Genomic DNA, 16,936 nt, shown 5'->3' with positions numbered 1-16,936 from the left:
TTCAGACTGTAGACAAACTCGAATTTTCGAGTTTGCCTACAGTCTTTTTTCTTATAAAATATAGATTAGATAATTGCTTTTGAAAATAGAGTAAGTTGATTTCCGTTTCGGCGGAAGCTTTCCGCGGGCGTGGCCCAATCCTCCTCGTCGCTGTGCTCCTGCGGGGTATCGGCCGTCACGCTTGTCCCGCAGGAGTCACCGCCTACACTACAATCAACTAGTTTCTAAATATAGGTTGAGGTGATTGGATATGATGTCGAAAAATCAAATAAATGAACGGGATCAAATTGAGATGATTACAATTGAACAACTTGTACCACAGAATCATCTTGTCAGAAAGCTTGAGTCAGCTATTGATTTTTCTTTCATCTATCCACTGGTAGAACCACTGTATTCTACCCTAGGTAGACCTAGTGTAGATCCAGTTGTATTAATTAAAATGACATTTGTGCAATATGTATTTGGAATTCGTTCAATGCGTCAGACAATAAAAGAAATTGAAACCAATATGGCATATCGCTGGTTTTTAGGGTTTGGCTTTCATTCAGAAATCCCGCACTTTTCTACCTTCGGTAAAAATTATGAACGTCGATTCCAAGATACTGATATCTTTGAACAGATTTTCTATCGTATTCTTAAAGAAATTGCAGATAAGGGATTACTAAGTGCTGACCATGTCTTCATCGATTCAACTCATGTAAAAGCCAGTGCGAATAAACGTAAATTCGAAAAGAAGATTGTCCGTAAAGAGACTCGTGCATATGAAGCCAAACTTCAAGAAGAATTGAATCAAGATCGTATCGATCACGGGAAGAAGCCATTTCCACCTGATAAATTTGAAAAAGAAGAAGTGAAGGAAATTAAGCAAAGTACGACAGATCCTGAAAGTGGATACTATGTAAAAGATGAAAGAACCAAACAGTTTGCTTATTCATTCCATGCTGCAGCTGATCGGTATGGATTTATACTTGGATCGATTGTGACACCTGGGAATGTTCATGATAGTCATATGCTTCAGCCACTTGTTGAAAAGATTATGGATAAAGTGAAGAAGCCACTTGCTGTTGCTGCCGATGCTGCTTATAAAACTCCTGCGATTACTAAATTCTTATTTGACCAAGAGATTCAACCTGCACTCCCTTATACACGTCCAAAAACGAAGGATGGATTTTTACGGAAACACGATTATGTATATGACGAGTACTATGATTGCTACCTTTGTCCGGAAGGGCAAGTTCTTAAATATTCGACTACCACTAAAGAAGGTAAACGCCAGTACAAATCAAACCCTTCTCAATGTGCAACCTGTCCTTTGCTTACTCAATGTACGAATAGTAAAGATCACCGGAAAATCATTGAGCGTCATATTTGGGCAGAATATGTAGAGGAAGCGGATCATCTTCGTCATCAAAACGAGACCAAACAAATATATGCGAGACGTAAAGAGACGATTGAACGTGTCTTTGCGGATGCGAAAGAGAAGCATGGTATGCGCTGGACAACCCTACGAGGGATTAAAAAATTGTCCATGCAGGCGATGCTTACTTTTGCTGCCATGAATTTAAAGAAGCTTGCCAATTGGACATGGCAAGCTCCAGAAATGGTCTAAATTATAATACTCGAAGAGTACTTTTGACTAAAATCGGACTAAAAAATACCCAAAAGAATCTCAAAAAATACAAAAGGCTTCCAGAATGTGACCATTCTGAAGGCCTTTTGTCGACAATCTGAAACCTCTAGCTAAATTAGCTAGAGGTTTAAGCGTTTCTTAAATTATCCTAATAATTGAAGAACACCTTGTGGTTGTTGGTTAGCTTGAGCTAACATAGATTGAGCAGCTTGCATTAAGATGTTGTTCTTAGTGAAGCCCATCATTTCTTTCGCCATATCTGTATCACGGATACGAGATTCAGCAGCTGTTAAGTTCTCAGAAGTTGTACCTAAGTTATTGATAGTGTGCTCTAAACGGTTTTGAACAGCCCCTAATGAAGCACGTGTTTCAGAAACGCGTTTAATTGCAGCATCAATTACAGAAATTGCATTATTAGCACCTGATTGAGTACTAATATTAATACCTGTTGTACCAATTTCAGCAGTTCCTAATGCTTGTGTTGCACCAGTACTTACGTTTACACCAAGAGCAGATGCACCCATATTACCAATACTTAAGTTAATAGATTGTGAAGAGTTAGCTCCGATGTGGAATACTTTACCACCAGCAGCAGTTGCATTATCAATGCTGAAACCTGTACCTGAAGCAACTTTTCCACCGAAATCGCCATTTAGTAATTTTTGAGTGTTGAACTCTGTGTCAGTAGAAATACGAGTAATCTCGTCAGATAATGACTTGATTTCTAACTGTAATGCAGCACGGTCAGAAGATACGTTTGTATCGTTTGAAGATTGTACTGCTAATTCACGCATACGTTGTAGGATAGCGTGAGTTTCGTTTAGTGCACCCTCAGCAGTTTGCACTAAAGAAATTGAATCTTGAGCATTTTTTGTAGCCATGTCAAGACCACGGATTTGTCCGCGCATTTTTTCAGAGATTGCTAAACCAGCAGCGTCATCTCCAGCACGGTTGATTTTGTAACCTGAAGATAACTTCTCAAGGTTTTTAGAAGCTTGAGCATTGTTAGCTGTTAAGTTACGGTGTGTGTTTAAAGCAGCAATATTGTGTTGAATTCTCATTTGGAATTCCTCCTTGAATTTTTATGGTATAACCCACGTCCATGTGGGAAAGCTCAGCTTTGGATGATTTCCTCTGCCTTACACTAATAATATCGACTCTATCAAAATTAGTTTAATAGTTTTTTGAAAGTTTTTTTATAGAAAATGTTTAGTAATTTAAAAATCCACTCAGCTACTACCGAGTGGATAATTTCTATTTCTTCTTCAACTGTTCAAGTAAATTCGTATTCATATTTAACGCTTCCTTGTTCTGCTCCTTTATCGCTTGGAAGACTTCAGAACGGTGAACCTTTACATTTTTCGGTGCAACAATTCCTAATTTTACTTGATCACCTTCGACCGATAAAACTTTTATTTCAATGTGGTCACCGATCATAATGGATTCGTTCTTTTTTCTTGAGAGGACAAGCATTATTTCGCACTTCCTTCCAAGGAACCAATTGGAAATCTAAGAGGATAGGCCGCGTTATCTTGAAGAACAATTTGTTTTCCTAATTTTTTATTGGTATTGATCAGAACAGGTGCTAATAGGTTTAATGTCGATTCTGGGAAAGATTCATTCAATGTCACAATCGAATACACCATTACATCTTCTTCTTTTTCTATTTGTAAGTCTTCCTTATCTTCATCACTAATATCAAAGACATAGTCCTTTTTAAATAAAAATGGGTAGGCTACGACAAAACCAATTTGGGCTTCATCAGTAGACTGTAAAACAGCTAACGGAAGATCCGCATCCAAAGATAATAAGACAAACTTTTGCAAATCAGGAAATCCTGGCAAACCAAATTCAAAAGAAATGATTTCTTCCTCTTTTATCTCAACTTGCCCTAAAAATTTCGTTTCAATATTCATATCTAAAGAACTCCTTTTATTCAATAAAATCTATCTCGATTGAAGGACGTTGTACTATATCATGTGTCACTTTACCCGGTTGATAATCATGGGTCGGGTTATTTATTTGAACGTCTATGTTTGGTTTTTGAGGTGAATAGTTTACGTCAACTTTAGAGGGTGTATAGTCAATCTTAACTGCACCTGCAGAAGGGATGAATTTAATGTTCATTGCCACTCGATGGGGACCATGATTTTGTTTAGCAATATTCGCGACTATTGAGCGACCCTGACCATTGCCACTACTAACCATCATTTGCCGACCTTCACGTACTGTTTTTGAGATTCCCTGTAAAACGGCTTGACGCCCATCAGCAACATATTTTAGGACAGATTCTTTTGGTGTCAATAAACCTAAGTCTTTCCACGCCTGTGATTGATCTATGTCAATACTTCCTTTGGTAGTATTAATCTCGAGTTTTCCAGCTGGCTGTTCAATTGTTTGTTTCGGACTAGGTTGACTAATTCTTTGAATCGGATCATGAATCTTCATGTCCAATTTAATATCTGATTTCGTTATTTGAAGCTTTGGAAAGTTCAATTTGGTCACCTTCTTTTAATAAAAGCGTTTGAACAAGTATGTCCAAACGCCATGTTAATAATTATAGGAAATCCACTAAAGTTCTTTGAATAATTTTTGCACCAACAGATAGTGATGCCTGGTGAATCGATTCATACGTAACCATTTCCGTAATGGCTTTTGAATAATCCACATCTTCATTTTCCGACATTTGTTTGGTTACATTGATTTCTTGTAAAGAGAGACGGTTCGACATCATTTCCACGCGGTTTTGGCGAGCCCCTACATCTGCGCGAGCTTCCAATACCTTATTCTGAATCTCAGATAAACTATCATCTGTACCATCAGCTATTCCGCCTAATAAGTTTCCAATTTCCTCTGCATCCGATTCATCTAGAGCGTTAGAAATATTCACCATTAGCTCATCAACATTCTTGAATAATTCTCCAGCATTGGATGAGTTCACTTGTAATTGAATACCATCAAATATTTCCATTTTCACTTCCCCAGATGCACCTGGGGCAAATGTATTTGTTGAACTATCATATAATTCACTATTAAGTTCTCCATCCACAAATAGAGGTGATTGGGTTTTAGTTCCACTAAATAAATATTTATCTGCTACTTTAGTATTTGCAACATCCTGAATTTGTTTACGAATTTGATCGATTTCTAGTTTTGCCTTTTGACGATCATCAGCTGTGTTCGTATCATTGGCAGCTTGAACCACGAGTTCTTTTACTCGTGTCAATGCCTCTCCTACCTGTCCTAGTGCATCATCTGAAGAATCCAGCCAAGAGTTTACCTGAGTCATATTTCGATCAAATTGTTCAACCTTATTAAGATCAGTCCGATAACTCATTCCCTTGATTGCAGTAACAGGATCATCAGAAGGGCGATTAACTTTTTTACCGGTATTGATTTGATTTTGTAAGTCTGCCATTTTAGAATAGCTAGAGCTTAAATTACGTAACATATTGTTCGATAACATGGATTGTGTTACACGCATGAGTATACTCCTCCCTCATAGGTTAATTTAAAGAAAATTAATCCTATAATCCTACTCGGCCGAGGCCATTAATAATTTTATCTAATGTTTCATCGATTGCCGTAATCATTCTTGCATTTGCATTATAGGCTTGCTGGAAAGTGATCAAATTCGTCATTTCTTCATCCAACGATACCGAACTTATTGAAGCACGATTATTTTGAACCGTTAGGCGAATTGTTTCCGAATTGTATTGTAGGCGAGCTGCTTCTTGCCCATCTACCCCAAGCTTCCCTACCAACCCTTCATAGAAAGATTGATAAGTCGCGCCATCTAAGGAAGGGGCATTTGTGAAATTCGTTGTATTTCCATCGACTGTAATACTGAATCCACCATTTGATAGGGCAACTGATTGTAATTTAGCAAGCTCTGCTGCCCATTTCCCATTACCTTCTTCATCTAACTTACTAGAAGCCGCAATCAGTGAAGAATTATTTTTCACTGCATCTGTAACCTTAATATTCCCTGCAGTTATCGGTGTTCCACCATCAAAGAAAGTCACGCCTGTTGGAGTAGCATCATCTATGGTATATCCTGCTTCATGGACCTGATTGAATGCAGTCGCAAAAACATTAGCTAATTTGTTAAGGTTTTCTAGCATTTCTGGATAATAGCCTTCAACAGATCCCCCTGTATTTTGGTATCCATAAGAGTTGATTAATGATAATAATTTACCTTTCGAACTTTCAAAATCAGCTTGTTCAAAAGAATCTTGTTCTGTTCCACTAACTGGTGGATTCCCAAGTTCTGAAACTGAAATCTTGGAAAATGCATTAAAACCACTTGTAGAAGAATCATCAACATTACCATCCACTTTGTTTCCGGCTGTATCAATCGCTTTGAGTTCAGCATACTCACTGCCATTTACTAATTCCACACCATTAAAAGAAATCGTATAACTGCCTTCCGCAATACTTAAAGCATTACCGCCCGATTTAACACTTGTTACAGTTACCGGTATGTATTCATTTAATTGATCTAGCAAATTATCGCGAGCATCATATAAATCATTCGGCATATAGCCATTTGGTTCAACAGCTTTAATTTGTTTGTTGATTTCTGCGATTTGTTTTAAGATCGAATTGATTTGTGTAGTAGATACGTCGATTTCATTTCCTAGATTACCTTGAATTTGTTTCAATTGTGTATCTAGATAGTTAAAAGTATCTGCCAAATGCTCTGCTCGTTGAATTGCAACTTTACGAGAAGCAGCATCTTCCGGGTTGGTACTTACATCCTGTAATGAGCTCCAAAATAAATTAAATGCTTCGTTCAAGCCGTATTCCGATGGTTCGGACATAATATCTTCCATTTGTGTAATGGCATTTGCTCGAGATTCATAGTAGCCTAATTTATTTGTTTCCTGTCTGTACTGGCGATCAATAAATTGGTCACGAATGCGTTGTACAGATTCCGCTTCTACACCAGTACCTATATACCCTGCTGTCATTGGTGCATTTAGCCCTGTCCCAGGATAGCCTAATGTAGGTCTCATATTTACTCGCTGACGGGAATACCCTTCTGTATTGGCATTTGAAATGTTATGTCCAGTTGTATATAAAGCACTTTGCTGCGTGTATAGACCGCGCTTACTGGCTTCTAGACCCATAAATGTGGAGCGCATGTTGTCTCCTCCTTTTAGTAATGGTATGAATATTGCTTTTCATTTGCGTTATGCCTGTGAATCAAACATTGATTTCTTAGGTGTTGCTGTTTCACTACGTGTTTTACCCGAATAGTTGATTTCTTCCGGGCGTGGTCGCAACATATCCAAAGACATATTTACAAATTGTAATGATTGGAATACAAGCTTTTGGTTTAGATCATTTTGTTTTGACAAATCTGCGATCACAGACATTAGTTCATTTCTTATGTCTTCTAGTCTTTTTCGCTCATTATCTGATTCAGCAGCTTCGATTACATCAGCCACAGTGGGTGTGTCAGCAAGAGCAATTCCTTTTGCTCGAAGGTAATCCGTTACCATTTGCTGACGCTGTTTCTCAAGTACTTCGATTGCTGCTACATGAGATTGCTCATTTTTGATAATTGTATCGAGTCCTTCCATGTCGCCTTTTTTGACAAGCTCTGTTTTATGAAAGCTTAGTTCAAGCAAACTTTTATGCATTTTTTCAAGTCTCTCTAAAATTGAAATGATTGATTGAACCGACATGTTCACGAACTCCTTTGTATTCAATGTGTATTGTTATTTGCGATAGTAATTCAACATATCCTCAGCCACTTTTTGAGCATCTACCTGATAAGTACCTGATTGAATCTCTTCTTTAAGCTTTTGAATTTTTTGAGCTCGGTCTGAATTGTATGTTGAAGATGCCGACATTTCTTTGGCAGCAGACGAGATTTCAATTTTATCAGTTGATAACGCACTTTTGCTTTCAGCTGCTTTTAAACTTTTTTGTTGTTTATTATATGGGTTAATTGAATTCACACCAAACGATGTAATTTTCACAGGTATCCCTCCTCGCAGTATTGTCTATATTGTTATTTTCGGTTGTATATCAAAAATATTAAGGTTTTCAAATGAAAAAACTCACATATTATGCTTTTTACCTATTAATTGTATCTTAGTATAACAATTTATAGTGATTATAAGCATCTATGCGAGTCTAACCATTTACTTATTTTTTTCAGATAAATAGGTACCCTTTTCACTGTTAGCAATCGTATCTCTAAATTCTTTTGCCGCTTCAAAGGTACGCAACTCAGATTTCAGTTCCTCTTGACAGTTATGACAGAGCTTCCCTTTATTTGTAATGTGTCCACAGTTATCACATGGATAGCCTAAATTCGGGAACATTGCAGGGTGGAGCCTATTTTTTCGAACCCATTTATAAAGTAGTTCTTGTTCTACACCAGTAACTTCCACAATTCGTTCAACTGTTGCAGCACGATTTTCGCGCTTTCTTAAGAAACGATAGACAATTTGATATTTCTCTTCTTCGTCTTGCACACATTTATGACAAACGTCTCTAATACCTGTAAAGTTGAAAAATTCTCCACAGCTCGGACAATTTCGTAATTCAGCCATGCTGATTCCCTCCGTTGCTACACTTTGAAATTATATCTTCTTACTAGTATTATCGGCTCACTTTATTTTTTATTAATATTGATTTGAATTATCCTCGAATCAATGTAAATGCAGTTACTGATTCTGCCCCTGCCTCTAGTAAAATTCTCTTGGCATGCTTCATGGTCGTCCCCGTTGTGTAGATGTCATCAACTAAGATAATTTCCTTATTTTGAATGTCTTGATTTGTTTTTAGCGCAAATATTTGAGGAGCGTTTATTCTTTCTTCACGTGTTTTTTCTGCTTGGGACTCGGTTGTAGTTTTTTCAAGGAAGTGTTTAAAGGGAATTTTGGCTTCTTTTAGTAATTCATCGACCTGTGAAAAGGTGCGCTCCCTTAACTTTTCTTGGTGCATTGGGATTGGGACGATGATTTCTTTCTTCTTAGAAAGATACTGCTGGATCTGAAGCCTGAAAACCTTAGCTAATATTACATCGTGCATGAATTTGTAGCGATGTAAGTAATCTTTCATTTGATCGTTATATTTATAGAGGGAAATGGAGGGGATTTCAGTTCTTTCTGCTGCTTCATACGGCTCGAATTTTTCTTCACATAGTAAGCAAATGGTTCTCGGGAATTGATTCGTTAAAAACGTTATCCAAGTTGCCGGTTCATCAAGCGGACTATTGCATAATAGACATTTGGTTACTTCATATCGCTTCATTTTTACCAAACCCTTCTTTATTGTATCGAAGGATTTCATTGCGAGCTTCATCCATTTCTGCTGTGATGCCATGATGGAAAAATACAATATCGCCCATTGGAAATTCTGCATTCCGTCCAACTCGACCACTAATTTGTATAAGTGCACTGGAAGTGAATATTTTGGACTCTGCACCAACCACCGCTACTTGAACATTTTTAATGGTGATGCCCCGTTCAAGAATGGTCGTTGTTAACAGCCCAGGTATCTGTTCATTGCGAAGCTGCATCACCTTCCCCTTTCGATCGAGATCCTCAGCATGGACACTTAGGATTTTTTCGTTTAATTGCTGAAATAACGGAATTGCTTGTTGCATTAGCTGTATAGTTGGGAAGAAGATTAGAAATGGCTCGTTATTGGAAAGTTTCTGTTTTGTCCAATCAAGTAGTTTTCGAGGGAATTTTCCCTTTTGGATTGCTTTATCATATGACCAAAGCGACTGATACTTGGGAACTGGCAAGGGATGTCCGTGGTATCTTCTCGGAATGAAGGAGTAACCCCATTTTTCTTTTTTCACTTTGGCAAGTATCTGAGGAGATGGCGTAGCAGTGACGAAGGCGATTGGGGCACCCTGTTTTTTAACTTTCATGACCGCTTTTTGCAGTGCCTCATCAAAGGTATATGGGAATGCGTCAGCTTCATCGACAAACACCACATCAAAGGCATTCTCAAATCTGAAGAGCTGGTGCGTTGTTGCAAGTACTAATTGTGGATAGCCTGATTGTTTAGGGGAATTGCCATAAAGAGCATGAATATCGGTTTTCGGAAAAACCTTCTGGAAACGAGGGAAAAGTTCGAGTACCACATCCGTTCGAGGAGTCGCGATACATACACGTAGCCCTTGGTTTAATGCGTAAAGTACGGCTGGAAAAAGGATTTCTGTTTTTCCCGCTCCACAAACCGCAGCAGTGAGATGATTGCGTTTAAGTTTTATGCTGTTTGTGAGCTGAACGGCCGCATCATTTTGAGCTTCAGTGTAGGTGCCTCCCCAAACTAGTAGGTGCGTTTTGTGTTTTAACGGCTGTGGTCCATTCCAAATAATCAAATCAGTACAGCTCGTCACCCTTCCCATATTGATACAATGTCTGCAGTAGACACACTCTTTCTCGCATCTAGAACATTGATATTTAATGAATTCCTGCTGATTTGCGTTTCGACATCGATTACAGATGAAAGATTGGCTTCGGAAGAATTGGTGGCTTTTCGATTCGATAGAGATGCCTGGCTTGGTCGTGAAGTAATTTCGGAGAATGTAGGTATCGATTTTAGGCTGTGGGAATGGGGTATTGTTCCGAGTCCAAATCCGCCCAGTGAAAAAGTCACGTATTTGCGGTTCGATGATGATTGCTTTATAGGAAAGCGGTTTATTTAGTTTTAAGAGATTAAAGATCATTTATTGGCTCCTTTTGATAAGTTTGATTGTTGTGATTGAACTTGATTAACTTGTATTTGATTGTTTTACGGACCATCTATCGAAAAGTCCGGTAAATTTTAGATTGTGTCCGGTAACTCGAGAAATGTGTCTGATAAACTAGAAAAATTGTCCGGTAAAATCACCTTATGAGGTACGAAACTGTGAATCGTCCCATAGTATCCAGTTCAATTAACCCTGACTCAAGTCCTTATAAAAGACAAAAAACAGCCCCTACACCTTTCGTAGAGACTGCTCCTGCTTGCTAATTACATTTTCAAACTAGATCTTCTTCACCCAGCCAAGTCCTAGAGACCCTTCTCCAAGGTGCGTTCCGATCACCGGACCAAAGTAGCTTAAATTAAATTCTACATTGGGATACGTGTCAGCTAGCTGGTTCATCCATTCGCGGCCGTCTTCTTCACAGTTGGCATGGATGACGGTTGCAATGTATTTGTCGCCTTTCATGGCATCTTCGGCCAGTAAATCTTCCACGCGGCGCAATGCTTTTTTCTTTGTGCGAATTTTTTCGAATGGCACAATTACTTTTTCTTCAAAGCAAAGGATAGGCTTTACTTGTAACAGTCCACCTACCAGGGCAGCAGCTGCTGAAAGTCTACCCCCTCGCTGCAAATGTGCTAGATCATCCACAACAAAATAGGCATGCATTAAGCGTCTCATTTCTTCTAAAGTGCTAAGGATTTGGTCACTATTTGCACCTTGCGCAGCCATTTCTCCAGCCTTAGTAGCAAAATAGCCTTGTGGTGCACAGGAAATTTCACTGTCAAAGGCATGGACCTTAATACCCTCCACCATCTGGCCAGCTTGAACGGCCCCTTGATATGTACCACTGATTCCGCTTGATAGATGAATTGTGATGACTTCATCATAGTCTTTCGCAAGCTCTTCAAACAACTCAACAAATTTACCTACTGGTGGCTGTGTTGTTTTGGGAAATGTTTTTGACGCCCGTACTTTATCGTAGAACTCGGAAGAAGTGATTTCTACTTCCTCTTCATAGCTTCCATCTTCTAAATTCACACTAAGAGGAATCATTCGAATGTTGTAGCGTTCCCTTTCCTCTACGCTTAAATATGCTGTACTATCTGTAACGACTGCAATACTCATGAATATCCCACTCTCCTATTGTCCATATTTTACCGTACTTCGTGGTGCCTGTGAATGCTCTACAATACAAAAGCGTGAAATAAAACTTTTGATGTAATTTTTACCAAGCTACTCTCTAAAAAGCAAAAAGAAAGTGCTTCGTATACGTTATTAATAATTGTACACGAAACACTTCCTATTGTCGGAAACTTTCGTAAGACAAAATCCTACATTTCCAAACTCTATTTTCAAGATTCTATTGTTGAACGGAATCATTCCCAATATAATAAACGCTTGTCACCTTCCAAGTACCTTCTTCATTTGCAAAGACTGTCACTTGGCGTCCACTACTTGTTAATTCCGCATTTGTTTCGATTTCAGTCATTTCGATATCCATATTGGCATATACTTGAGCTTCTTCTTCACTATATTTTACAATCGTTGTATCTGTTGGTTTTCTTTCGATATTGTATTCCGTAAATACTTGTTTTGCCGTATTTACGTCTTCCTCATATTCAAAGCCCTTTGGATTTTTTGAAAGGGTTTGGACATAACGCTCGATGTCCTTTGCATTAAACGAAGCAACATACTCATCAAAAGCAGCAAGGATTGCAGCTTGTTCTTCCTCTGGGATATTTGTCGCTTCTTCTATTTCATCGCCTAAAACTTCAAAGCCAACAGCATTTTCACTTTCCTCCGTGATTGCCATCGTGTCTTCTGTTTCTTTACTATCATCTGTATTGTTACAAGCAGTTAGCAAAAATAGTGCTAATGCCAGCATTAACCATTTTTTCATATACTTCATACCTCCCGCGTAAATATTGTAGCATGGTTGTCAAACTATGGCTAATTTCGTAAAAAATACCCGAAAATGTAATCCAATATTATCATTTGTTACGTCACCGATTGTATGACGTTCCTCTATCAAAATAAGTTTCCTACAGACTTACCTGTGTTAACTAGTCTTGTGAACAGTTTACCCGGATATGGCAATTATGCAAACTGTACTGTCTTCAAAATAGAAAAAATCCCAATCAACAAATAATCGTCAATTGGGATTTCTTATATACTTTATCGAACTTCTACCCAGCCGTTTTTAATGGCAGTCACTACTGCTTGCGTACGGTCGTTTACGTTCATTTTTTGTAAAATGCTAGATACGTGGTTTTTCACGGTTTTTTCTGAGATGAATAATGTTTCACCGATTGTACGGTTAGATTGTCCATCTGTTAACAATTGAAGAACCTCGCACTCACGTTTTGTTAATAAGTGGAATGGACGGCGAATTTCTGTTTGGTGGAAATTGCCTTTGTTTTCGTGCTCACTTAAGCGACGGAATTCCGCAACTAGGTTTTTCGTTACTTTTGGATGTAAGTAAGAGCCACCGTTTGCAACAACTTTAATCGCTTCAACGATCTCATCTGCATCCATTTCCTTTAACATGTAGCCTAGAGCACCAGATCTTAGTGCATGTGTTACGTAAGATTCGTCATCATGAATTGAAAGCATAATTACTTTCGCCTCTGGAAATTCTGAAATTAAGTCCGATGTTGCTTCTACACCATTTTTACCAGGCATATTAATATCCATCAGAACAACATCTGGTGAATTATTATGATATAAGTTAACTACATCTGCACCATCGTCACCTTCAGCAACGACTTCAAATGTATCTTCAAAATCTAAAATTCTCTTTACTCCTTCACGGAATAATTGGTGATCATCAATAATAATAATTTTCGTCATAAATCCTTTTCCCCCTACAGTGGCGTCAATTTAACTCTAGATTGTTAGTATATTTTCAGGTAAAGGCACCTTAAATAGTATACTTGTCCCATTACCCGGACTACTCTGAACTTCCATTTTGCCTTTTAGTAAATCGACTCTTTCTTTCATGCCAATAATACCAAAGGATTGCTCTCTAGCAACTTTTTTATCAAAACCTATCCCATTATCCTTAACTAAGATACTGATTTGTTTGCTTAGCCACTCTATCTTAACCCAAATATCAGGAGATTTGCCATGCTTTATGGAATTATTTACACTTTCTTGAACTAAGCGGAAAATAGAAACCTCATAATCAGAAGGCAGTCTTTTTTCATCGCTAAATGTTTGGAAGTGAATTTGAATCCCTGGGTTATATTCCATTATGGTAGAGAGATATTTTTTCAACGTAGGAACGATTCCTAAATCGTCCAATGCCATAGGACGCAAATCGTAAATGATACGACGAACCTCCGACAAGGCATTCCTTACCGTCTTCTTTAACTCAGCGATTTCCTTGATAGCAGGCTCCATGCCTTTTTCTCGATACGTTCTTTCTATTAAATCAGAACGCATCAGGACATTCGCCATCATTTGGGCAGGGCCATCATGGATTTCACGGGATAGTCGTTTTCTTTCTTTTTCTTGAGCAGCGATTATTTTAATTCCAAAGTCTTGCTTAATCTTAGCATTTTCTAAGGCAAGACTCACATTTTTCAGGTCCGTCGTTAAGTAATTTAATACTACATTTACTTGATCTACAATATGCTCAGCACGTTCAATTGTATCGTATAATGTTCTTAAGCGACGCTCTAGATCATCTCTCTTTTCGCGTAGCCTTTTCTCTTCAGAACGTGTAAGAGATAAACGAATTTGAAGATCATTTGCTGATTCATAAGCTTCACGAACTTGTTCTTCCGTATATTGGTTGAAATACTTACTCACTTCTACTAGACGTAATTTAGCGAGTTTGGTTCTCTTCTCTAAATCATCACTTTCATCTATAATTAGCTTGATTTTTTGCTTGATGTATTCTAATTCTTCCTTTAATTCCTCGAAGCTGCTACGGCTTTGTTCACTGATTATGAATATGTCATTTTTTGAACTAGTTATGGTTTCAATCATTCGATTAAAAATCACATCAAGCGAGCCAATATCAACTTTATCGTTTGAAAACATACCTTTACCCCAATCTTATCGGTGATCCTATTATATCAATATTACTATGGAACGATGTTTCGATGAGATTTCAGAACTGTGAAAAACGTGTTACACTTTTGTTTCAAATAGTCGACTTACTTAATTTACTCTGTTTTTCTTAATCTCGTCTATTATAATGGAAATTGTACTAAAAGAATGACTTCTTTCCCATTATTGTTTTCTATATTAAATAAGAAAATATGAGTAAATAATGAAAATAGTTAATAAGAAAAACCAGTAACTGTAATTGTTAATTATTATTATAACATTTTATAATTAAAATTTAAGTAAATATCTTACTATAGAATCCTTCATTTTTTGTAATAAAAAGGAGATAGAATAATGCGAAATGACTATAAAACTGTAAAAGGCTTAGGAGAGCAAGAAATTGTAATTTCGAAATCTCGATTTATTGCTTATGTAAATAGAGCTGAAACTGAAAAAGAAGCACTTGAGTTTATCGACAGTATTAAAAAACAGCATTCAAGTGCCAATCATAATTGTTCCTGTTATATGATTGGCGAACACGACCAAATCCAAAAAGCGAATGACGATGGGGAACCTAGTGGAACTGCTGGCGTCCCTATGCTAGAAGTGTTAAAAAAACAAGGGTTAAAGGATACTGTGGTAGTTGTTACCCGTTATTTCGGTGGCATTAAGCTTGGTGGCGGCGGTTTAATCCGCGCATATGGAAAAGCAACAACAGAAGGTATAGATGCCGCACAAGTAGTGGAGCGAAAACTGCATCACGTAATGAAAATTTCGATTGATTATACATGGTTGGGGAAAGTTGAGAACGAAATTCGCAATTCCAAATATGCTTTAAATGAAATAGTATACGCAGAAAATGTCGAAGTACTTGTCGATGTGTTAAAGGATGATGAAGAAAACTTCATCCACTGGGTTACCGAGCTCACAAACGGTCAATCAATTCCTACTTGTATTGATAAGAAATTTGTCGAATTTGTTATTTAATCGTTCCAACATAATGAATTCTCCGCAAAGGGTTTTTGAAAAAGCTTTTAAACGATAAAATCCTTTGCCACTCCTCTTAAAAACAATCCTCCCTGGGATTGGCAGGTAGAATACATACATCATTCTTACTATTAATCTGATAGGCTTTTAATAGTAACGATAAAATCTAATTTACTGTAATTCGACATCATAGTATAATTAATCGTATTGGTTTAGTTGTCGGCAGTTATCTACTCACGAAAGTTTTACCACTGATATTTAACTTTCTGGATTGACATACTAAAAAAACAACAACGAACGAACAGCAACTATTTACTATAGAAATGAATCCCTACATATTGAGGAGAGTTTAGATGAAAAGATCAGAGCGGAAAGCACCAAAAAAGAAGACGAAATTATCGCTTGTACTAAAAGTACTTTTATTATTGTCGGCATCGATTTTATTATGCGTAACAGCATATGGCGTTTATATAACAAAAAAAGCAGAAACAGCTGCAAATCAATCCTTTGAAAAAGTGGATCGAGAAATTTCCGAAAAGCGTGAGGCAAAGGTAGAACCTGTAGAAGATAATGTATCGGTCCTTTTCATCGGTGTAGATGACAGCGAACAAAGGGAGCAAGGTGCGGATCACTCCCGCTCAGACGCACTAATCTTAGCAACATTAAATAATAAAGATAAATCCGTTAAATTGGTGAGTATCCCTCGTGATTCCTATGTGTATATCCCTTATAAAGGTAGAGAAGACAAAATTACTCACGCACATGCTGCTGGTGGTACTCTTGCTACAATTGAAACAGTTGAGGAATTATTTGATATTCCTGTAGATTATTATGTACGAATGAACTTCAATGCATTCATAGAAGTTGTCGATGCATTTGGCGGTATCGAAGTGGATGTCGACCTTCCTTATGCTTTTTATGAAAAAGATGAAAATGATGAAAAAACAGTTTATCTAGAGCCGGGGTTACAAGAGCTAAATGGTCGTGAAGCATTATCATTAGCCCGTACACGTTATGTCGATAGCGATATTATGCGTGGTAAACGTCAACAAGACATCATTAAAGCAATCGCTAAAAAAGCAACCAATGTAACATCGATTACAAAATATGGTGAAGTCATTGAAGCAATTGGAGATAACATGAAAACGGATATGACCTTCGATGAAATGAAATCATTCTTCAGCTACTTCACGCAGGGTATTCCTCAGATCGATTCCTTAACATTAGAGGGATACGATGATATGTCAACAGGGATTTATTATTACAAGCTTGATGAAGAATCCTTAGACGAAACGCAACACATTTTAAAAAGCCATTTAGAGTTAATTCCTGACACATCCAACATTTCAGGTACAGAAGAAAGCAATGAAAACGCATCTGAAAGTACAACTGAACAAGACGTCTCTTCACGATAGTGATTCATACCCATGAAAGGAAATTTTCCTTCATGGGTTCTTTTTATTTTTAGCAACTTTCCTCCTTTAAATTATAACCACAATAGTCAAAAATTATAATGCATACTCCCTTCTCATACAAAA

18 protein-coding genes are annotated in these 16,936 nt (G+C 37.5%); 3 read left to right on the top strand and 15 right to left on the bottom strand.

Annotated features, from left to right (window positions below; genetic code table 11):
- Positions 1 to 250 precede the first annotated feature (250 nt).
- Entirely contained in the window at positions 251 to 1,609 is a 1,359-nt protein-coding gene (locus tag C1N55_RS04620; protein WP_137727085.1) for an IS1182 family transposase, read from the top strand.
- A gap of 164 nt (positions 1,610 to 1,773) precedes the next feature.
- Here C1N55_RS04620 and hag read toward each other — a convergent pair whose 3' ends face one another.
- The 15 genes from hag to C1N55_RS04545 all read right to left on the bottom strand — a co-directional run bounded on the left by hag (position 1,774) and on the right by C1N55_RS04545 (position 14,402).
- A complete protein-coding gene (hag, locus tag C1N55_RS04615) occupies positions 1,774 to 2,691 on the bottom strand; it encodes a flagellin Hag (protein ID WP_137727726.1) in 918 nt (305 codons plus the stop codon).
- A 193-nt stretch (positions 2,692 to 2,884) separates the two neighbouring features.
- A complete protein-coding gene (csrA, locus tag C1N55_RS04610) occupies positions 2,885 to 3,103 on the bottom strand; it encodes a carbon storage regulator CsrA (protein ID WP_137727725.1) in 219 nt (72 codons plus the stop codon).
- Positions 3,103 to 3,546, bottom strand: coding sequence for a flagellar assembly protein FliW (gene fliW / locus C1N55_RS04605; RefSeq protein WP_137727724.1), 444 nt, complete (start codon positions 3,544 to 3,546; stop codon positions 3,103 to 3,105). Before fliW ends, csrA begins: the two co-directional genes overlap by 1 nt.
- Positions 3,547 to 3,562: 16 nt before the next feature.
- On the bottom strand, positions 3,563 to 4,126 hold the full coding sequence (locus C1N55_RS04600) for a DUF6470 family protein (RefSeq protein ID WP_137727723.1): 564 nt from the start codon (positions 4,124 to 4,126) through the stop codon (positions 3,563 to 3,565).
- A gap of 61 nt (positions 4,127 to 4,187) precedes the next feature.
- Positions 4,188 to 5,114, bottom strand: coding sequence for a flagellar hook-associated protein FlgL (flgL, locus tag C1N55_RS04595; protein ID WP_137727722.1), 927 nt, complete (start codon positions 5,112 to 5,114; stop codon positions 4,188 to 4,190).
- Between the two features lie 43 nt (positions 5,115 to 5,157).
- On the bottom strand, positions 5,158 to 6,777 hold the full coding sequence (gene flgK / locus C1N55_RS04590) for a flagellar hook-associated protein FlgK (RefSeq protein ID WP_137727721.1): 1,620 nt from the start codon (positions 6,775 to 6,777) through the stop codon (positions 5,158 to 5,160).
- 48 nt (positions 6,778 to 6,825) lie between these two features.
- The gene (locus C1N55_RS04585; RefSeq protein ID WP_137727720.1) at positions 6,826 to 7,323 is read right to left on the bottom strand and encodes a flagellar protein FlgN; all 498 of its coding nucleotides are present in this window, start codon (positions 7,321 to 7,323) and stop codon (positions 6,826 to 6,828) included.
- Positions 7,324 to 7,356: 33 nt separating this feature from the next.
- A complete protein-coding gene (gene flgM / locus C1N55_RS04580) occupies positions 7,357 to 7,620 on the bottom strand; it encodes a flagellar biosynthesis anti-sigma factor FlgM (RefSeq protein ID WP_137727719.1) in 264 nt (87 codons plus the stop codon).
- A gap of 165 nt (positions 7,621 to 7,785) precedes the next feature.
- On the bottom strand, positions 7,786 to 8,199 hold the full coding sequence (locus C1N55_RS04575; protein ID WP_137727718.1) for a TIGR03826 family flagellar region protein: 414 nt from the start codon (positions 8,197 to 8,199) through the stop codon (positions 7,786 to 7,788).
- 88 nt (positions 8,200 to 8,287) lie between these two features.
- Positions 8,288 to 8,902, bottom strand: a complete 615-nt coding sequence (locus tag C1N55_RS04570) for a ComF family protein (RefSeq protein WP_137727717.1) — start codon at positions 8,900 to 8,902, stop codon at positions 8,288 to 8,290.
- Positions 8,889 to 9,986: an ATP-dependent helicase ComFA gene (locus C1N55_RS04565; protein WP_370452581.1), complete on the bottom strand. Its 1,098-nt coding sequence runs from the start codon at positions 9,984 to 9,986 to the stop codon at positions 8,889 to 8,891. Before C1N55_RS04565 ends, C1N55_RS04570 begins: the two co-directional genes overlap by 14 nt.
- Positions 9,987 to 10,634: 648 nt before the next feature.
- On the bottom strand, positions 10,635 to 11,480 hold the full coding sequence (locus tag C1N55_RS04560; RefSeq protein ID WP_137727715.1) for a DegV family protein: 846 nt from the start codon (positions 11,478 to 11,480) through the stop codon (positions 10,635 to 10,637).
- 235 nt (positions 11,481 to 11,715) lie between these two features.
- Positions 11,716 to 12,255 carry a nuclear transport factor 2 family protein gene (locus tag C1N55_RS04555; protein ID WP_137727714.1) on the bottom strand — a complete coding sequence of 180 codons (540 nt, stop codon included), beginning with the start codon at positions 12,253 to 12,255 and terminating at the stop codon, positions 11,716 to 11,718.
- A 275-nt stretch (positions 12,256 to 12,530) separates the two neighbouring features.
- Positions 12,531 to 13,205, bottom strand: coding sequence for a response regulator transcription factor (locus C1N55_RS04550; protein WP_137727713.1), 675 nt, complete (start codon positions 13,203 to 13,205; stop codon positions 12,531 to 12,533).
- Positions 13,206 to 13,241: 36 nt separating this feature from the next.
- Entirely contained in the window at positions 13,242 to 14,402 is a 1,161-nt protein-coding gene (locus tag C1N55_RS04545; RefSeq protein ID WP_137727712.1) for a sensor histidine kinase, read from the bottom strand.
- 363 nt (positions 14,403 to 14,765) lie between these two features.
- Here C1N55_RS04545 and C1N55_RS04540 point away from each other — a divergent pair, with 363 nt between their 5' ends.
- Positions 14,766 to 15,398 carry a YigZ family protein gene (locus C1N55_RS04540; protein WP_137727711.1) on the top strand — a complete coding sequence of 211 codons (633 nt, stop codon included), beginning with the start codon at positions 14,766 to 14,768 and terminating at the stop codon, positions 15,396 to 15,398.
- A 353-nt stretch (positions 15,399 to 15,751) separates the two neighbouring features.
- On the top strand, positions 15,752 to 16,813 hold the full coding sequence (locus C1N55_RS04535) for an LCP family protein (protein ID WP_137727710.1): 1,062 nt from the start codon (positions 15,752 to 15,754) through the stop codon (positions 16,811 to 16,813).
- Positions 16,814 to 16,936: the final 123 nt, after the last annotated feature.

Source organism: Lysinibacillus sp. SGAir0095 (genome assembly GCF_005491425.1).
GTDB lineage: Bacteria > Bacillota > Bacilli > Bacillales_A > Planococcaceae > Ureibacillus.
The sequence above is the reverse complement of the archived record's forward strand: the minus strand, read 5'-3'. Positions and strand labels throughout refer to the sequence as shown.

Coding starts and splice junctions, on each gene's coding strand:
- C1N55_RS04620 (WP_137727085.1), top strand. CDS start 251: ATGATGTCGAAAAATCAAATAAATGAACGGGATCAAATTGAGATGATT.
- hag (WP_137727726.1), bottom strand. CDS start 2,691: ATGAGAATTCAACACAATATTGCTGCTTTAAACACACACCGTAACTTA.
- csrA (WP_137727725.1), bottom strand. CDS start 3,103: ATGCTTGTCCTCTCAAGAAAAAAGAACGAATCCATTATGATCGGTGAC.
- fliW (WP_137727724.1), bottom strand. CDS start 3,546: ATGAATATTGAAACGAAATTTTTAGGGCAAGTTGAGATAAAAGAGGAA.
- flgL (WP_137727722.1), bottom strand. CDS start 5,114: ATGCGTGTAACACAATCCATGTTATCGAACAATATGTTACGTAATTTA.
- flgK (WP_137727721.1), bottom strand. CDS start 6,777: ATGCGCTCCACATTTATGGGTCTAGAAGCCAGTAAGCGCGGTCTATAC.
- C1N55_RS04585 (WP_137727720.1), bottom strand. CDS start 7,323: ATGTCGGTTCAATCAATCATTTCAATTTTAGAGAGACTTGAAAAAATG.
- C1N55_RS04575 (WP_137727718.1), bottom strand. CDS start 8,199: ATGGCTGAATTACGAAATTGTCCGAGCTGTGGAGAATTTTTCAACTTT.
- C1N55_RS04570 (WP_137727717.1), bottom strand. CDS start 8,902: ATGAAGCGATATGAAGTAACCAAATGTCTATTATGCAATAGTCCGCTT.
- C1N55_RS04560 (WP_137727715.1), bottom strand. CDS start 11,480: ATGAGTATTGCAGTCGTTACAGATAGTACAGCATATTTAAGCGTAGAG.
- C1N55_RS04555 (WP_137727714.1), bottom strand. CDS start 12,255: ATGAAAAAATGGTTAATGCTGGCATTAGCACTATTTTTGCTAACTGCT.
- C1N55_RS04550 (WP_137727713.1), bottom strand. CDS start 13,205: ATGACGAAAATTATTATTATTGATGATCACCAATTATTCCGTGAAGGA.
- C1N55_RS04545 (WP_137727712.1), bottom strand. CDS start 14,402: ATGTTTTCAAACGATAAAGTTGATATTGGCTCGCTTGATGTGATTTTT.
- C1N55_RS04540 (WP_137727711.1), top strand. CDS start 14,766: ATGCGAAATGACTATAAAACTGTAAAAGGCTTAGGAGAGCAAGAAATT.
- C1N55_RS04535 (WP_137727710.1), top strand. CDS start 15,752: ATGAAAAGATCAGAGCGGAAAGCACCAAAAAAGAAGACGAAATTATCG.